This is a genomic window from Paraburkholderia sp. J69-1, from assembly GCF_905220255.1.
Classification (GTDB): domain Bacteria; phylum Pseudomonadota; class Gammaproteobacteria; order Burkholderiales; family Burkholderiaceae; genus Paraburkholderia.
In genome coordinates, this window is sequence record NZ_CAJMZG010000026.1 from 117,551 (window position 1) to 134,325 (window position 16,775).

21 protein-coding genes are annotated in these 16,775 nt (G+C 55.3%); 17 read left to right on the forward strand and 4 right to left on the reverse strand.

All coding sequences use genetic code 11. The annotated features are described in order from the left end of the window. Positions 1–58 precede the first annotated feature (58 nt). The 12 genes from U5A67_RS34850 to U5A67_RS34905 all read left to right on the forward strand — a co-directional run bounded on the left by U5A67_RS34850 (position 59) and on the right by U5A67_RS34905 (position 5,537). Positions 59–241 (forward strand): hypothetical protein, encoded by a 183-nt coding sequence (locus U5A67_RS34850; RefSeq protein ID WP_321817906.1) that lies wholly within the window; start codon positions 59–61, stop codon positions 239–241. Between the two features lie 65 nt (positions 242–306). Further along, complete coding sequence (locus U5A67_RS34855; protein ID WP_321817907.1) at positions 307–507, forward strand: hypothetical protein; 201 nt, start codon at positions 307–309, stop codon at positions 505–507. Positions 508–707: 200 nt separating this feature from the next. Next, positions 708–1,064 (forward strand): hypothetical protein, encoded by a 357-nt coding sequence (locus U5A67_RS34860; RefSeq protein WP_321817908.1) that lies wholly within the window; start codon positions 708–710, stop codon positions 1,062–1,064. A 9-nt stretch (positions 1,065–1,073) separates the two neighbouring features. Beyond that, positions 1,074–1,385 (forward strand): GntR family transcriptional regulator, encoded by a 312-nt coding sequence (locus U5A67_RS34865; protein WP_321817909.1) that lies wholly within the window; start codon positions 1,074–1,076, stop codon positions 1,383–1,385. A gap of 400 nt (positions 1,386–1,785) precedes the next feature. Then, entirely contained in the window at positions 1,786–2,076 is a 291-nt protein-coding gene (locus tag U5A67_RS34870) for a hypothetical protein (RefSeq protein WP_321817910.1), read from the forward strand. Between the two features lie 4 nt (positions 2,077–2,080). Beyond that, a complete protein-coding gene (locus tag U5A67_RS34875) occupies positions 2,081–2,263 on the forward strand; it encodes a hypothetical protein (protein ID WP_321817911.1) in 183 nt (60 codons plus the stop codon). A 399-nt stretch (positions 2,264–2,662) separates the two neighbouring features. Continuing rightward, positions 2,663–2,881, forward strand: a complete 219-nt coding sequence (locus U5A67_RS34880) for a hypothetical protein (RefSeq protein ID WP_321817912.1) — start codon at positions 2,663–2,665, stop codon at positions 2,879–2,881. Positions 2,882–2,969: 88 nt separating this feature from the next. Further along, positions 2,970–3,116 (forward strand): hypothetical protein, encoded by a 147-nt coding sequence (locus U5A67_RS34885; protein WP_321817913.1) that lies wholly within the window; start codon positions 2,970–2,972, stop codon positions 3,114–3,116. Positions 3,117–3,285: 169 nt separating this feature from the next. Continuing rightward, positions 3,286–3,468 carry a hypothetical protein gene (locus U5A67_RS34890; protein WP_321817914.1) on the forward strand — a complete coding sequence of 61 codons (183 nt, stop codon included), beginning with the start codon at positions 3,286–3,288 and terminating at the stop codon, positions 3,466–3,468. Between the two features lie 25 nt (positions 3,469–3,493). After that, a complete protein-coding gene (locus U5A67_RS34895) occupies positions 3,494–3,832 on the forward strand; it encodes a hypothetical protein (protein ID WP_321817915.1) in 339 nt (112 codons plus the stop codon). A gap of 679 nt (positions 3,833–4,511) precedes the next feature. Continuing rightward, positions 4,512–4,985: a GNAT family N-acetyltransferase gene (locus U5A67_RS34900; protein WP_321817916.1), complete on the forward strand. Its 474-nt coding sequence runs from the start codon at positions 4,512–4,514 to the stop codon at positions 4,983–4,985. A 318-nt stretch (positions 4,986–5,303) separates the two neighbouring features. Continuing rightward, complete coding sequence (locus U5A67_RS34905) at positions 5,304–5,537, forward strand: hypothetical protein (RefSeq protein ID WP_321817918.1); 234 nt, start codon at positions 5,304–5,306, stop codon at positions 5,535–5,537. 1,805 nt (positions 5,538–7,342) lie between these two features. Here the strand turns inward: U5A67_RS34905 and U5A67_RS34910 are convergent. Beyond that, on the reverse strand, positions 7,343–8,149 hold the full coding sequence (locus tag U5A67_RS34910) for an IS5 family transposase (RefSeq protein WP_321817920.1): 807 nt from the start codon (positions 8,147–8,149) through the stop codon (positions 7,343–7,345). 45 nt (positions 8,150–8,194) lie between these two features. Between U5A67_RS34910 and U5A67_RS34915 the strand changes: the two genes are divergently transcribed. The 4 genes from U5A67_RS34915 (at position 8,195) to U5A67_RS34930 (ending at position 11,530) form a co-directional block, all read left to right on the forward strand. Continuing rightward, positions 8,195–8,821 carry a hypothetical protein gene (locus U5A67_RS34915; RefSeq protein ID WP_321817921.1) on the forward strand — a complete coding sequence of 209 codons (627 nt, stop codon included), beginning with the start codon at positions 8,195–8,197 and terminating at the stop codon, positions 8,819–8,821. A gap of 852 nt (positions 8,822–9,673) precedes the next feature. Further along, positions 9,674–10,558: a hypothetical protein gene (locus U5A67_RS34920; RefSeq protein WP_321817922.1), complete on the forward strand. Its 885-nt coding sequence runs from the start codon at positions 9,674–9,676 to the stop codon at positions 10,556–10,558. After that, a complete protein-coding gene (locus tag U5A67_RS34925; protein WP_321817923.1) occupies positions 10,543–10,941 on the forward strand; it encodes a hypothetical protein in 399 nt (132 codons plus the stop codon). Before U5A67_RS34920 ends, U5A67_RS34925 begins: the two co-directional genes overlap by 16 nt. A 13-nt stretch (positions 10,942–10,954) precedes the next feature. Beyond that, positions 10,955–11,530: a PAAR domain-containing protein gene (locus tag U5A67_RS34930; protein ID WP_321817924.1), complete on the forward strand. Its 576-nt coding sequence runs from the start codon at positions 10,955–10,957 to the stop codon at positions 11,528–11,530. 159 nt (positions 11,531–11,689) lie between these two features. On the opposite strand, the gene U5A67_RS34935 is transcribed toward U5A67_RS34930, so the two are convergent. From U5A67_RS34935 to U5A67_RS34945, 3 genes are read right to left on the reverse strand one after another with little or no spacing between them, the layout of a single operon-like run. After that, the gene (locus U5A67_RS34935) at positions 11,690–12,109 is read right to left on the reverse strand and encodes a hypothetical protein (protein WP_321959790.1); all 420 of its coding nucleotides are present in this window, start codon (positions 12,107–12,109) and stop codon (positions 11,690–11,692) included. 11 nt (positions 12,110–12,120) lie between these two features. Continuing rightward, positions 12,121–13,524, reverse strand: coding sequence for a LysM peptidoglycan-binding domain-containing protein (locus tag U5A67_RS34940; protein WP_321817925.1), 1,404 nt, complete (start codon positions 13,522–13,524; stop codon positions 12,121–12,123). A 2-nt stretch (positions 13,525–13,526) separates the two neighbouring features. Further along, positions 13,527–16,316 (reverse strand): type VI secretion system Vgr family protein, encoded by a 2,790-nt coding sequence (locus U5A67_RS34945; protein ID WP_321817926.1) that lies wholly within the window; start codon positions 16,314–16,316, stop codon positions 13,527–13,529. A 276-nt stretch (positions 16,317–16,592) separates the two neighbouring features. On the opposite strand from U5A67_RS34945, the gene U5A67_RS34950 reads away from it, so the two are divergent. Then, a partial coding sequence (locus U5A67_RS34950; protein WP_321959791.1) for a hypothetical protein occupies positions 16,593–16,775 on the forward strand: 183 nt, incomplete at its 3' end.

The window sequence follows — 16,775 nt, forward strand, 5'->3', positions numbered from 1 at the left end:
TTGTGGGGAGCGATTCCCAGCAAGGGGCGCTCCTCGTCTTCAATCCCGAGGAGCAACCATGTTTAACAAGCAATACTTTGCAGTTCTGTCCAACACGATGTCCGTGCGTGCAGCCTCCCCGCGTGGCGGCCGCGAACACGTCTACACCCTGAATGGCTCGCGCCTGCGCGATGTCCTCGTTGACGGTCAATGGATCACGGTTTCCGTGACCGACCCGGCAGCGCCGCGTCTCGCGGCCTGATCTCATTGCGCCGCCCCACCCGGGGCGGTACCTCTTTCCCGTTATTTCCTTCTGGAATCCATCTCATGATGAACTTTTTCATGCTGCTCGTTGCAGCGGCCGGCACCTCGTCGCTCGGCGCGTGCTCCCAGATCGCCATGCAGCCGCAGGTCCAACGCCCGCTGATCGTCATCCACTCGCCGAAGGGCGAGCAGGGCGACTTCCGCCTTTGTGACGACGGCCGCGTGATCGTCTTTCCGGTGAACCATCCGAAGTCGTGCAGCTGACGCGGGTGATCGCACCAACGTAACGAAGGCCCTGTCTCCCACCCGGAGCAGGGCCTTCGCTCTTTATATGAGGAGATGCCATGCGACGTCAGATCGTCGCCACCGCACACACGACGCGGACGGCGACGCAGGCGTGCCGGGCATCTCCTGGTTTGGCCGTTCCCAGCTAGGACGGCCAGACTGAATCCCAGGATATCGTCATGACCTACACATGCAGTGATTTTTCGATGGACATCGCCCGGTGCCTCATTGACGCCGCGGTCGTGGAAGCCGACGCATACGCGGACGCCGACATCGGCGCCCAGGCGGATCTCGCCATCGCGGGCATCATTGACGCGGGCCGCTCGGCGCGCGCAGCACGGTTCGTCTCGCTCGTGTTGAAATCATCACTGGCAACCGACACCGGGACGCTTGCCGACTCGCTGCGGCTGGCGGATGCGATCGCAAAAGATGCAACGCTTGTGCTTGCGCCCACGCGCGCTTCCTTCGCGGCGTTCATCGCTACGTTGCCGGGAGGGGCCGACTGGTCACGTTACCTCACTGTCCATAGGGGTTAGGATACGCGGATGTCACATCCCAACGTTACCGAAAATGCGCGCGTACCTGACGTGCAAGGGCGGGCCGGCGCCGATCCGAGGTGCTGGCGGCCGGACTTTGCGCTGATTCGCGGCAAGGTGTACGTCGCAATCGCCGACCAGATTGAACTGGCAATCGCCTCGGGGATCTTCCGCTCCGGTGACCTGCTTCCGACCCAGCGTGACGTCGCGGATGACCTGGGTTTTCACCTCAACACCGTGAATGCAGCATTCCGTGAAGCTGCGCGGCGCGGGCTTATCCAGAGCCGTACGCGCCGCGGTTCGGTCGTCGCTGCGTCATAACGCGCCTCGTCAATCGACATTTTTTGCAAGCGAACCCGCTCCACCGTTGGTGGTAGCGGTTTTTTTTTGAGGAATTCAGTCGAAAGCTATACAAAAACCATGACCTTTTGCTCGAATCGGCGCAGCAAAACGTCCGAAAATTATGAAGATCGTTGCCGCGCCAGTTGCCATCGAGTCAGAGGCCTGTGGGTTTTTCCGAGGAAACCCCATGCACCGGGGTTGTTGGCCAAGTTGCCTCCTTTAGCGCAAGCGCTCTCGTAACACGCCGAAGTAAGCGCACAAATCGGCTCAATTAACTGCCTCGACCGACGATATCATGGTGATACGCTATTCAATGGCTTTCCCTCAAGTCAATGCGTATCATCATGCTACTAACGTACTGTGAGATTAGAGGCAGTCAGTGAAGCCAGAACACTTCAAGGAAATACAAGCGGATTTGGGATGGACGCATGCCCAAACCGCCGCAGCGCTCGGCTTGTCGGAGGTGAGCGTAAAACGCATTGCGACCGGCGCTCAGGTCATTACCGACCAGACTGCGAGGATGCTTGTTGGGCTTCTTTTGGTTCATCGGGAAGGCTTGACGAAGAAGTACGACAAGCTTCTTGGAAGGTATCATGGTGATACTAAAATAGAAGCTGACTCGAGCATCAAAAAAACATCGGAAAACGGCGGGGGCCTGATACGGAGGTGATTTTATGAACACGACCGATGTGAAGGATGATCCGGAAGAAGAAAGATTGCGGCAATCGCTGTTCCCCGATCTGACTATCGCTCAGTTTCGGGATCTGTTGCGGCGACAACGGCTGCACTTTTCTCACTTGCCTGAGCAAGAGCAGCAACGCATCCGCGCTCTGATCGAGCGACTGGTAAAGAAGTAGGAAAACGGGGAAGAAAGAAGGAAGGTAAGTTCTGCGCAGAGTTGGCGCAGAGAGTTCGCGGCGATTAAACAGTCTACAAGTTGGTCGAACTTCACTCGGGGCGTTGGGCCGGAATTTGGAGTGAGTGCTTTGACAGCGAAGAACATGCTAAGCGGATTCTACTCAGGGATGATTTTTTGATGACAAGAATCCCGACCATCCCACACGCAGCGAAGCGTTGAAGTGGATCGCCACGCGACTTGAACAAATGGCCGAAGAAGACCCGGCGAACGCGATTCAGTATTCTCAGCACGCCGAGGCCGCGCGCCTAGACGCCCTGCGGGGTGACTGACACAACGGAAAACGGAAAAGCGCGAATCATCGGAACCGAACGCGTTGAGAGCGCGCAGAAGGAGAATCATGAGCAACCTCGTAGCCATCGGCAATAAATGCAGTGAACGACTCGATGAAGTCATTGAACTGGTAGAAGAAATGAAGTCCATTCTTGCGGACGGTGAGCCAGATGCGCCCCAGGCTTTCATGGAGGCAGCGTTCGACGTTCAGGACCGCATCAACCGTGTCCTCCAGTTGGCACTCGTTCCGGTGCTGAATCTCGCCAAGGCTAACGCAGTCAAATAATCAGTGCAGCATCTAGGAAAGCGTCCGGCGTACGAGCGCCCCGCAAGCCGACCGGATGTCGGCGAAATGACCATCGGGAGTAGAAGTTATGTTCGTCGCGATTCGGCAGCGCAACCAGCGCGTGCTGGCGTTTCTTGCGGTGTTGCTGTTCGTGGGGGCGCTTCAGGCATGGGCGGCCGGCAACTGGCCTCATGACATTGCTTGGCACAAGGTCGTCTCGTTCTCGGTGGATTGACTCGAAAAACGAGGGAAAGTGATATGAGTAAATCGAACGCATTGGCCGCTGGTATCTCGGCTGTAGGGCATGGGGTTACTGCCATGACCCAAGCCAGCATGCACCCATTTTCGCTGGTAGCCATCGGCTTGATGCTCGGCGCAATCGCGGTGGCTGTGTTGGCGCTGCGGTGCTGTTCGTCGCTGGCTCGTCTGCTAACGATGCTGTCTTCGAATCGATCTTCAATGCGCTGTCCGAGTGCGTCATCCTCGGCATGCGACTTCCGCTGTGCTTGCTCATCATCGGCGTTGCATTGCTTGTCATCGGTGCAGGATTGAGGCAGAGCCAACGCAGTAAGGCACGTAAAAGCTAACAACGGAAAACAGGAAAAGCACCAGATGAAAAAAATCGTTTTGATGGTCGCTCTGGCGAGTGCAGCATCGTTCGTGCAAGAGGTGCAGGCGGAGACTATCGCGCAACGTACCCAGAAAGCAGAGGCTATTCGCATGCACGAGGCCGAAGAGTTCGGCGCGACTCTCGCCGGGTTTGCGCTGCCGCTCGATCATGCTGAGGCAAGCGTTCTGGTCTCGCGCAAGCCGGGTGAGAACTACGGATGTTCAATCTATCTGTCTGATGGCAAAGGGGCCGCTGCTGCATATGACTCGAACCCGTCGCGGGCATGCTATCGGGCAGTTGAATTTCTGCGGCGCGGTGACGGCGTAGTTGCCAAGCCGTAACACAGAAAACAGCATTCCTCAATTCCGAGTAAATCTACGTCATGTCGTCTATGCCGAAGTTGTGGTGGATGCTAGTTCCGCGACAGCCGCGCGCCGTCTGGTAAGCGAAGACGCGGCAGCGTCTCGTACAATCCGATTCGATTAGCAGCGATACCGTTTCTGTATCGTCGGTCGAAGTTGAGCTTCCGCCTGCTGAAAAGCGGCTACGGCGGCTTGCGACGCAGATTGCTAAGGATCGATGCGATCCTCGCTGATCTACACGCACAACGAAATCCTGACCCGGATAGATTGAAGGTTTTGCGCCAACAGAGAAGCGATTTGGAATACGCAATCACCATTGTCAGGGGCAACGTCAAAAACTAGTAAAACGAATGGCTGCGAAGCGTAAAACTTTGACCGATGCGCGCTCAAACAATGATTGGTGCAGGGGCTACTACTGCGCTGTGTCGGCCCTGTTCCGAGAAGAAGGAGTTGTGACGCCTTCGGTACGAAGTCCGTTCGAACAGGGCGGCGGCGCTCAAAATGCCGATCCAGAATATGTAGCGCTGTTCCGCGAACATGGTCTGCTCGCGTAAGAAATCAATGGAAAAAGAGGGAAAGCATGGGACAAGCAAGACAACGAGGATCGCGGGACCAGCGAATAGCGCAAGCCAACCAGCGTGTCAACGATTCGCCGCGAATGACTGATCCGACCGACACGCTCAGAGCATTCCAAGACGCCTTCCGCGACGGCTTGCTGGTACCAGAGAGATGTGAGCTGGACCGCGACCTATTTGTCCATTTGGATCATCCCGAAGGTGAGCCTCGCTTCACCTACGTGCGCCTCGAAGGCGAGACGGTCACGTCGCTTGGTGTCTTTGTCGTTGTCGAGCCGATCGAGGGCGTTCCGTGCTTCCATCTAGGCTATGCGGTGCCTCCCGCATATAGGGGGCAAGGCTTTGCCTCAAACCTAGTTCTTGCCGCGATCACCGAAATGCGACACGGTTTCGGGCGCGCAGGCATGAAGAAGTTTTGCATCGAAGCGGTCGTAGGCACCGATAACGCTGTTTCGCAACGGGTGGCCGAAAAGATAGGATTCGGCGAGCCGAAGGAGATAACTGATGAGGTGAGCGGAAAACCGGCGCTTCAATACGTGCTTCAGGTTGCCACTTAAACCCATCGGAAAACGGAAATGAAACGTAACCCAAAGCTGCCCGTCTTTCCCCCCACGCCGATTTACAAGCCCGTCATTGGACTTCTGGCGACACTCATCGCGCTTGCCGCTTGTGTGGCCGCTATCGTCGGTCTCGGAACTGCCCTCCTTCGCGTGCTTGAAGTTCACGCGATTGCGGATCGGCTGTTGCCTACGTGGCCCTGGTGGAAACTGACTGTCGTAGCAGTAGTTGGCGGTTTCACCGTTACCCGCGTATGCGAATACGCCCATAAATGGGCTAACGACTAAGCGGCACGGAAAACACAGAAGTGGTATCAGATGAACATGAAGTTTCGCGAGCGCGATAGGGGCCGTCACATGATCGAAATCAGCGACCTTGACTATTGCCGTCTCCTGGACGGTCGAAACGCGCTAGGCGCGGCGCTGCAATACCTGGTCAGCGCAGCGGATGCGAACGACGCAGCAAACCAGACCGATCTAGCCGAAGCTATTGAACGAGCTAAGGCGGCACTTGAGCAGTACGGCGAGCATCAAGGCTTCGTGCTGCTCTAAGACAACGGAAAACAGAAAAAGGGGGAATGGCGCATGGACATAGCCTCAATGGAGCCGCCATATGTGCTCTGTATTGACGTCGGAAGCTACAGGAACATCGGATGGGCCAGTTCGGACGGAGCGCATGGAACCGGTGTGGATCTTGATGCGGCATTGGACCGGCTAGGTGCCTGCGTCCTCTCGGCCGGACGTGCAGCTATTGGGTTCGAAGCACCGATATGGACGCCGGCGCGCTCGGAATTAACGACACTTACGAGTGCGCGCGGCGGTGTTGAGAGGACGCACAATAGAGCATGGTCGGCAGGCGCAGGGTGCGGGGCTCTCGGTGCCGCCCTTGTGCTGATGCCATACTGCCTTTCTCGCATTCGCGGTGTCGCCGGGTCAATACTTGCGACCGTCGATGTAGATAGTTTCGCGATGAACGGGGGGGTACTCATCTGGGAGGCGTTCGTGAGCGGCAAAATGAAAGTTGCAGGCGCAACACATCACGACGATGCCAGAATGGCGTGCGACGCATTCATTAGACGGTGGCCAACCTTGACGTCTGATATACCGGGGGAGCCTGCCACTAACCACGCCGTGGCGTCAGCGATCGCGGCCGGACTAACGATAGATACCGCCGAGCTCCGAAAGCCGGCGCTCGTCCTCGGTGCCGCGCAGCATCCCGTTGGTGAGTCGCTGTTAGCAATTGCCACGACCAACTGATCGGAAAACGGAGCGGACGTTGAAATGATCGAACCGCCAATTTTAGGATTTGTGAAGCGACAAAATAGTTCGACACAAAACAATAGTGTTTGACACAGAAACCCGTTGGGCACGCTGTCAAGCGAGCCGCGCAGCATGGTCGGATCGGCATCTGCGGCGATGTTTGTGTCAAACACTATTGTCGCAAGGTCGATGGCAACTTGTGCGTGGAGGCGGTTGTATCAAACTCTATTCGCATAGCGCCAGCTCGACCGCGATGCTATGTCCTTGATTGAACACGGAGCCCTGTGTCAAACACTATTGTCGGTTCACAGGATTGCCTGTCTTGCACCTCGATTGCCGCATGAAAACGTTTTACGGGGACTCGCGTCCCTCGGAAATTTGGCCATGTTCCGTCAAAATTGATGATCAGTCGATCGTTGTCGAGTACGAGGGCGAAGGGGTGGTGGCCTATCGCGGTAAGGCCGAAGGACCGGGCCATTACGTACTCGACTGCGCAGTTGTCGACGGTCGTGCGACGCTGCATCGAGCACTTGGGAGTCCAATTCTGGAAGGCTTCTGGAGCGAGGGCCATTCCCGAGGAATGTGGCGAATTTATCTTAGCGAGTCATAGGAAAACGATGGCACGTGATGCAGACCTCCTCAGACGAGCGCGTCTCGACGCGCTTGAGGTTTCGCTGCGTGATTTGCTCAATGCACGCGACGTGGTTACTGCGCAGCTGAGCGATAAGGTGCCAGCTTGGCTGAACGCGGAATTGGCATGCGAAGGGCTGCAGATCTATCGGGAACGACATGGTGCGTGGATTCTCGCACCGCTTGACGAGTAGGAAAACGGCAATGGTCGGCATCGGAACTGACACATCTAAAGCGTTCGCTGAGCAGTTGTCCGAGATCGGCGAAACCGTTTCTCGTCCAACGTCTTCACCTGCGCTGACGCTTATCACGCCAAATTGGGAGCGACTCGATCCTCCTTGGTGGCTAGTGCGAGCGGGCGTGCACGCATGCGTTGGAGTAACTGATGACGGTGTCGGTACCTACTGCATCCTCGCGCGGCTCGATGCGCGGTCGTACGTACAGACAGCTTTCGCGCCTAGAAGGTGTTATGCACTTTTGTTAAGGGCTGCAAAGTGGACAAGCATAAGGACGGAGAACACGACGAAATGCAAACCAGCCAAGGTTTCGGGCAATCGCTCGTAGTCTCTCGCCAGTCGACGGAAGCGGTTGAGCCAGCCGAAGCTACGCTCCACCACCCAACGACGCGGCAACAGTACGAAGCCCTTTTTCGCCTCCGGCAACCTGACCACCTGAAGCTCAATGCCTTCGTCGCGCGCGGCCTCTGCAGGCCCCTCACCGGTGTAACCCTGGTCAGCGAACGCGATTCTCACAGTCTTCCCCGTGGCGTGCTGGACCTGTCGCGCCAGTTCCCCGACCTGTGCACGCTCCTGTTCGTTGGCCGGCGTCACATGCACCGCAAGCAGTTGCCCCAATGTGTCCACCGCCATGTGCACCTTGCTGCCTTTTTTGCGCTTGTACCCGTCATAGCCTGCGCGTGGACCGCTCTCGCATGTCGACTGAAGCGTGCGGCCATCGAGGATGACTGCACTGGGTTGACCCCGGCGATCCTGCGCCACGCGGATAATCGAACGCAGGTCGTTGACCATGGCTTCGAAACAGCCTGCCTGAATCCAGCGCTGCGTCTGCTGGTAGACCGTCTCCCACGGCGGAAAATCATTGGGCAGCAGACGCCACGGCGCACCAGCGCGGACAATCCAGCGCAAGGCATTGAACATCTCGCGCAATTCGTAGCGACGCTGAGGAGCATCTTGGTTCATCAATGTCAGGTATGGAGCGGCGAAGTACCACTCCTCATCTGACACATCCGTTGGGTAAGGCCTGCGTTTTTTCATCCTGCCAGGCTACCAGGTCTGGCCGAAAGTTCATGACACCTTCTAGTGGCTGCCGGTTTTCGTCCACCGCTGGTGCCAGTTTTGAGTTGCGACCTCGATAACCTCACCTCAATGTATCTGGACGGTTGGGCAAAGCAACAAGAAGCAGGAGTGCACGCAGCGACTTCGTTCCTTGCCTTGGTGGAAAATATCCCGGACTTCTCGGCCCCAGGTCTGTTTGTCCTGCTTGCGGCGATGTGGATAGTTCGGGGAATTCTCGACCACCTGAATGGCGAAATGGAAACGAAGGATTATGTTGTGGCTGCCTGTATTTTTGTACTTACGGTAAGTGCGATTGCGGTCGATTTTAAGGACAATTTTGGGTTGGGCGAAAAGCAAGCCAAGGGAGGGCTGAAATTGATGAGTGATTGGACGTTAGCCATCGACGAGGTCGCACCATTTGCTCGTCAGGTCGCAAACGAAGAACCTCACACGAGTCCGGCGCTGTCGGTTCGAGCGTGCTCGATTGCGCTTCAAATGATTTCAGCACAGAATTTGAAAATGTGTTCGAAAAACGACATCTTGGCTTGCTTCGAGACAGCTCAGAAGTCGGCAGAAAGTATGAAAGCAATCGACGCGGAAACCAGGAACTGGGTTTTTGAAGAGAATAAGACGACGTCGGCTTCGCAATAGACTTATTTAACGAACTCTAGCATCTGAGAGAGCACGCTCGTTTAGTGGTAGCAACCTTCCGGTGTCAGCCTCGCACTCAATTCAAACGCTACTGAACTCTTACGCTTAGCTTGTGAGCCACAGCGCGATGGCATGGCGGAATGGGGGAGTCGTGAGGCCGCCTAGAGAGCAAACTCCCGCGCAACTTCCGAACGGTTGCCTTTTCTCATATAGAGCCCCGAAAACAAGTTTGTTGTGTTCACTCCATCCGTAGCCAGCCCGGAGAATGTGTAATACCGATGTAGGCTGGCCTGCCTTTATTGCTCGCTGATTCTCATTACGTTCCACCAGGACGTCCTCACCAGGGGACCTGGAACATTTGGAGCAATCTCATGCAGCAATATTTCCTTTGCATTCTCTGCTTGACCGTTGCATGTCGACTTTTGGGGCATGCACTCAAGGAAGATGGCGGAATGCCAAGCTTCGTGCTTGCGGTGTTGATGTTGGTCGGTGCAGTGTTATGTAGATGATGGGGCGGCCGTCTTCGGACGGCCGTTTTCCTTTGTAAGCGCTTCGCAAATCAGCAGTTCAGGGTAAAGTGTGACGCCTGTTTCAGCGCAGAGACGTGGCGGTGCCGACGAGTCCGCGCCGGTTGAGAGGCCAGAGAGGGCTACAGTTCGCAGCTTGCTTTGATGGATACATGCTGAATTCCGTGCAGCCGTCGCCAGCTAACAACTCATGAACCAACTCGTGGGGCAAAGCTTCTGCGTTTTTTTAATCAATTCGCATTGGCAGTTATCAAGTTATAACAAAGAACTTTAGAGTTGGTTCTGCTCATATATCATCACGTCACCGACATAGATTGGAGTCGTGATGCCGCATGAATACCCCGCTATCGCTCAGGACGATGATGATGCACTGACGTATACCGGCCCTTACCCGGTCAATCAACAGCACAAGCTAGACAGCCTTCTGGAAAAAGCCTTGAAGGAATTCGAGAGTGCGGCGCAATACATCGCTGTCTCGTACATTCAAGACTCTTCTACCCGCAAAGAATATCTGCGTCAAATTGGAGAAATTCCAAAGATGGTCAGGGAAGAAATCTCTGCTGGCCACGTTGGCGTGGAGGAGGGCGTCCGGTTTGCGCAAATGATGCGTAATCAGATAATGAAAGAGACTCGCGCCGCGACTTCTGCGACAGGATTGGCGGTTGCCGAGCGCTACAAGAAAGACGGGCTTACGAAACGCTTTTTGCTGGAGCGCTACAGCTGCATGCAGAACGTTGAGGGATTCACGAAGCTGAAGCAAGCCGAGCAGAAGGCGTATGTCAATGAGATTGTCGCTGGCACGCGGCAAAGCGTGTACGACACTCTAACCGCAGAGCAGAGAGCAAAGGTGTTCTACGGCATTATTGACGCAAGCGGACGGGACAGCGTCCAGATGACGACCAAAGTTCGACGTTGGGCTGTGCGCGGAAAGGTGTTTCTCCTGATGACGTCGGTTCTTGCGATTTACAGTGTCGCGACGGCAACGGACAAGGTTGCCGAGGTCAACCGTCAAGGGGCGATAATCGGTGGTTCACTGCTTGGTGGCGTGCTTGCGGACGCGGCCGTTGCTAGCCTATGTGGTCCGGGGGCGCCGGTGTGTGCGTACGCGCTTGTAGTGCTGGGAAGTATGGCCGGCGCCATTGCAGCGGGGAGCGCTAATGACCTGTATCAGGAAGAGCTTCAGGAATACATGAAATGGCAGATACGGTGAGCCAGGAAATGCGCCAGGAGTGTTGGTGCACCTTGGCACTGATGTTCGTAGATAACGTAGTTGATTACCACTACGTGGCTGAACAGTTGGTTCGACATTGCTCGAGCATGTCGATGTCCATGCTCAAGGAAGTGCTTTTCAATGAGGTAGCCCCAGCCTTGAGCGGCGCTGTGATGACACCGGCACCAGAAGTATGGCTAATGTGGGACCCTGATGAGGTAGTCTCGCTGGTAAGCCACATGTCGGCGCGTCGAAACGCATCTTTCTTCTATCGAGTCGGTAACAATGTTTGGCGCTGGCAATGCAGGAGCTTGGCGCGAGATTTTTGGCGCGCTCTCGAACCCGAACTGCTGGCCGTGCAGAGAGTTGGCCTGGGTAATTGACCGGAGACATGAAATGCGCAGAAAGATGATTGTCCAGGGCGACAAGACTACGAAGAACGGTGTGGTATTGGCCGGTGACCCAACGATGACTAGTGGTGGGTTGCCACTTGCCTACGTGGGTGCAGAGGTTCATTGTCCTGCCTGCAACTCGACGGGCAAGATTGCCAACGTTATGCCCTACATGCCAATGACGTTTTGTAGTGGAAAGCAGGTCGCGCTCGAAGATGACGTGTGCCTATGCAAATGCGAACCGCCTCCTAAGCTAGTTGCATCCCAGTCAGACATGGTCATGACTATGGAGTCAGATGCGCTGGCTACGATGGGCTATAGCGCAAGTGGGCAAAAGCTACCGCTCGACGAGCAACCGAAATTCATCGAATTCAGCGTGGCTGACCAGGGTCGGCTCTACGGTATGCGTTGCGTTGCCCACTTCGACGACGGGTCGACCGCCAGTAGCTACTTCGACCACGAGAACACGGTCCGCTTTGATAACCCGTCGGGTTCCTCATGCAAGCGCCTTAGTTTTGAGTCTGATGATGCGGGCAACACAACGTTCGCCGGTGAATTGCTGAGAAGTGTGGCTGCGTGAGCATGCCGATAAATGCCCGGTACTCCCTGTTCTACGATGAGGCGGTTATTTGTTGTTGGACCGACAGATGTGCAGCGTATGTTTCGATACTCGCTACGCAAACTATGCGGCTGCGAACTGGACCGGTCCGCAGCCGGATTCTAGGTCACTATGTTCGATTCAAGTCGCGTTTGCCACGTTTGTACAGCGCTTCGAGCCCGGCGTGATGGTGAGGTGCTTCGCCATTGCAGAGGACTGACCGCATACGTCTGTGATACGAACTTTCGAAAAATCGAACACGAAGGACTTGCCTTCTTTTGTCACGGTGACATTGCCGGAGTCAGTTATATATCTCTGTACGCCTGCCGTTGAGCCAGACTCCTTACCGTCCGTTGAGTCGAGGGAGCAGGTCAACGAAGAGTCACCTGCGGGCGTAGCGGCGAAGTAACTCCAGTCGCTCACCTTGTCGCCGTCTACGCTAATGTCAAGAGAGTGCTCCACAGTGTTCTTCGTCGCAGAACAACTGTATGTCACCGGTTTGGCCTGTGCGATGGCGCACACGCACGATGCGAGGACTGCGATGGCAACGATTTTTCTCATGGTCCGTTCGCTCATTTCAAAAGTGCTTCGATTTTTTCCATTGGAAGTGGTTCATCAATTTTACTTGGGTCGCAAGCGAAATACTTTGCGTTAATTTTCTTGTCGACGTAATCGTAAATCCACTTTATGTAAGCTTCGGCGCCGTGGACGTTATGGTCAGCCATGTACGCGTTGGCCTCTGCCGTGCCATCTGACCCCGACGACTTCAGCTGCGTGCGGAGCAGTTTCAGGGCTCTTGTTGCCGTTAGCGTACGGCGGATGATTTCGCGTCCACCTCTTGTACCCTCATGGTGGAGAAAATATCCGAGCTTTGCCCGACTCGGGCCAGTGACGGAGTCCACGTGGAAGCCGTCGTCAGCGAACACTCTAATATTTGACGCTGCGTAGTCAGCAGCAGTCAGGATGGATAGTTCCGGGTCGAGTCGCAGGTGCAGAATCTGCGATTGCGTGAGATGGTGAACACCCTGCTGAGCTGCCAGTTCGGCGCAGCGCTGATGTAAAGCTGAGTCCGGCAAGTCTGCGACCTGCAGCCACGCGGTCGGAAGGAACTGCGTAAGGCCAGCAGCGCCAATGGAGTTGACGACTGACGGGTCCCACTCAGGATTCGGCTTTCGGATTGTTTTCATCAAAGGTTTCCCTTTGACAACAACTGGCTTGTGCGTTTTCTTTGAAATTACGGGTACTTGTTCATGGATGGAGGGCATCTTTCCCGCTTCTGCCTCGATAAGCGCCGCGACTCCCTGCGGAATAATCCCGCTGCGCTCGGATGCTTTGACGATGTAGTCACGATACTTCATATTCGCACCGAGGCGCAGGTTGTGGCTGTTCGGGCATTCGACGCCAACGTTCACCACTGGATTGCCCGCGGTGTCTCGATTGTGCTGCACTTCCGCCGGTGCCAGGGGCACCGGCGCACTCGGTTGATGGTCGGCCCCGCCTTCGTGTACACGCAGCGGGATGCTGACCTTCGCCTTCGGGCTGCGAACAATGGGTTGATGTGTGCCCGATGGGGGCTTCAACTCGGCAACCTTCTTTTTGCCGCCGTCTAGCTTGAAGACGTAGACGTGTACTTTTTCATCTGGCGTGAGCGTGCGAACCGCTGGAATGTCGCCGTTCTTGTCGGTGACGTGCTCATGCTCTCCGGATGATGTGACGACTGTCGTCTTTAGGTTGGGTATAGGCTTGTCGTTTGCATCCGTTACGCGAATCCACAGTTCGCTGAAAAACTTCTCTGCGTCGTTGACTTGCTCAGTTGTGTTAGACGCCTTGAGCTTCAGTTTTTGCCCAGGGTAAATTAGCCGGGGATTGTCAATATTGTTGAGCGTGACTAATTGACTTACGCTCGTATTGTTCTTTGCAGCAATGGCGCTGAGCGTATCGCCGGGCTGAACGGTGTAATCGGCTTGGTCGGTCATGTTCAAGCGAGTTCGGATGCTTCGTCGTGCACGACGCTAGCGGGTGGTACGTCATCTTCACGGTCGATGTTGAGGTTCCAGGCGGTTTCCCATTCGCCTTGGCCAAAGAGTGCAGTGAGATGTTCGGTTTCCTCCGGATTCAGGTGTCGGGCTGACCCGTCTGCCGCCGAAGTACCCGAGATAACTTTCTGCGCGTTGCCGTCGGGTTCGTCCTGATGTGGGTAAAGCGCGTACTTGACGTCGCTTGCGGCGGCTCCATCTTCAGAGGAGCGGAAGACAAGTTTCTGGCTGAATGGAACCGGCGACGAAGTAGGCAGGTCCGGCAGGGGATAACTGGTACTTGCCGGGCCTGCGAAGACTTTGTCGGCACCTTTCACGGAGACCGAATTCGGCGCATGAATCTCGATGTTGCCATCGGTGATGCGCAGGTATGCGCCTCCGCTCGTAAGCAGGATTTCCTTGGCCGATGCCACCTCGACTTTTGCTGTGGTCGATAGAATCTTGACGGTCTGCTGCGCGGTCAACTCGATGTTGTCGGAGTGCGACTGCAATTCCAGCTTTCCCTTCGCCGCAAAGAGCTTCATTCCAGCATTCTGCGCAAAGAGGCTCAGTTTCTCCTTGACGCTCGCGATGAATGACTTACCCGTCGCGAGATGCGTGCTCTGACCACTCACAAGATTCAACTGCTGGTCTGGAGACAGGTGCACCGATTTGTCGCTTGACAGTGCAATACCAGCTGGACTTGAAAACAGCATGACGGGGTCCTTGAAGCCCTTTGCGCTGCCAATACCTCCACCATCTGTCTGGCCACTTGTACCCACTCCGTCGAGGTCGTGCTCAGTTGCAGCAGTGAAATTCTTCAGGGCGTTTTTTCCCTCGAGCAATGACTCCGCCCTGTGTTGGGTGCTCACCTCAGAGAGGGCATCCATGACGCTTTCGGAGCTAAGCAACTGCTGATTAGCTTCGCGGGCGTCAAGGGGCTGCGTCGCAAGGCCGGTGCGCGAGTTTGTCGACACGAAAAGTCCCTGCGCTGCTCGCACGGCGCCGAACGAGTCCGCCGTCAGGTCAAAGCCGCTTCCTAGATAGTCGCCTCGCAGATTGCCAGTGTGGTCAACGAGATATCCCAGATGCAGTGCGGCGTTCGCGCTAGTGGTGTAAAGCTGGACACGGCTCTGACCGCTGGAATCATCCATTACGAGCTGGTTGTAGCCTGTTCCACCGTATTCTTTTGACTTGTATCCAGACAGTAGCCCGTTCGAATGCCAGTGTGGATTTGTGGCCCCGTTATAGAGCCTCCCGGTCACAAGCGGACGGTCGCAATCACCGTCAAGCCACGCGATAACCACTTCTTCGCCCACGCGAGGTACATGGACGCCGCCGTAGCCGCTACCGGAGTCGGAAAAGAGCACGCGTACCCAGCACGAAGAGTTCGCATCTCCACGATTTCGCCGGTCCCAATGCATGTGCACTTTGATGCGATTGAGCGAATCGGTATAGACCTCTTCGTTCGGCGGTCCGACCACGGTCGCAGTTTGTATTTGCATCTGCGGCTTACGATGTTCAAACGGACTACGATACTGGACGCTCCGGCGCTGCACTTCTGCTTCGACGAGAAAGAAACCTTCGCTACCGTCCGATGCTTTGCTTGTCAGTGAAGAGTTGATGGCCTCATAGTCTGCGCGGACTCCTGCAATGCGGCGCTGCAGGCCTTGTGGAAAAGGATGGGTGTTTCCAGCAGGTAGGTTGTTCTCGATGTACCAATCGGCGGCAATGACAACGAATTCACGGTCCTGAGACGCATCATGGTCATGTTCAGGATGGCCCGAGAGAGTGAAATACTGGCCAACGTCGACGCGGCGCACGCCGCCAACTCCGACGAATCGCTTTGCTCTCGATTCCCATTCCTCAAGGTGCAGCTTTGTAAGCTGGTCGCCTCGGTCGCTCTCAAGATAGCTGTACGCGCCTGTGTACTCGTAGACTTCCGCTTGTTCGGGAAGCGAGCCTTGATTGCCGATAGTTGGAAAACTCGTGCCTTTCTGCGCGAGCGGATTCTTATAGTCGAACGTGCTGGTTGTGTAAGTCGCGCTCTGGAGCGTGCGTGTGCCGGTCCATTGCAGGAATGCATCTGTTTCGCTATGTACACCAATACGTGCGAACTCAACCGTTTTCGGCGACATTGGAGCAAGTGAGTAAACGTCGTCGGTAACGACATAAGTGTGCGACTTACCGTCGAGCGACTGCTCAAAATATCCAAACAAGCCTTCGGCTTCCATCAGACGATGAACGAAATTCCAGTCGTCCTCGTACTGAATGCAGAAGGAACGCACGGGCGTGGGGCGGCGGACTGCGATGCGATAGGCACCGCGCGCCTGCGGGTGCTCATTAAATATCGCGGTGAGGATGTCCTCGGTGCTCAATTCTTGGAAGATTCTTGCATCCTTCCGGAATTTAAGGAAATGAAGCCAAGAGGAAAACGTTAGCTGAAAGCAGGTCGCTCCGCCATCTGAACCCAGCCTGCGTACCGTATGGACGTAACCGTTATGCGGTTGATAAGACTTGTCGTTTTGCTGAATCCACAATGTTACGGGTTGTGCGATGAGTGTCTTCAGTTCAAGCGTGTCTTTGAGAGACAAGACATCAACCGTGAATTCGTAATTTCGACCAATCCGTGAGTGCCCAAGCGCACGTTGAGGCAACAGGACGTTAGGCCCGAGAGGTGTGTCCAGTTTCAGCAGGCGGTCCTGCTGGCTAATCCCCGACGAAACGAGCGAGAATAGGTCTTGTACGCCCATAACCATTTCTTTCCCTAAATTTTCGCTTTTACTTTCGTTTCGAATAATATGACGATTCAGGCTTTGGGACAATACACTGAATTGATAGGTTTTTTGAAAAAAATAGAAGACAGTTAATTTTACAGAAATGAAATAAATATGAATGATAAATGTAATTTATGGGCGACTAAATATTGCTGTCGCGCACGGTGATTATGCGATTTGAGTATATTCCCTTGCTGGTTGCGAGCCTTATTTTCACTGTATGTTTATACCGTTCCTGTCAAGCCAGGTAGCATGGACTACCGCCGTGTTGTCGACAAATACAAGTTTACCTATCGGCAGCGTAGCCTCACGTCTCTCAAGTGGCGGCGCTTCAGTGGCATGGGAGCGCTGCAAATGAGAACGTGCGATAGCTCAAAAGACGCGCGCATCCACAATTTGTGTGCGACGGGCCTCAGATATCTGGTTAGCCCCAAT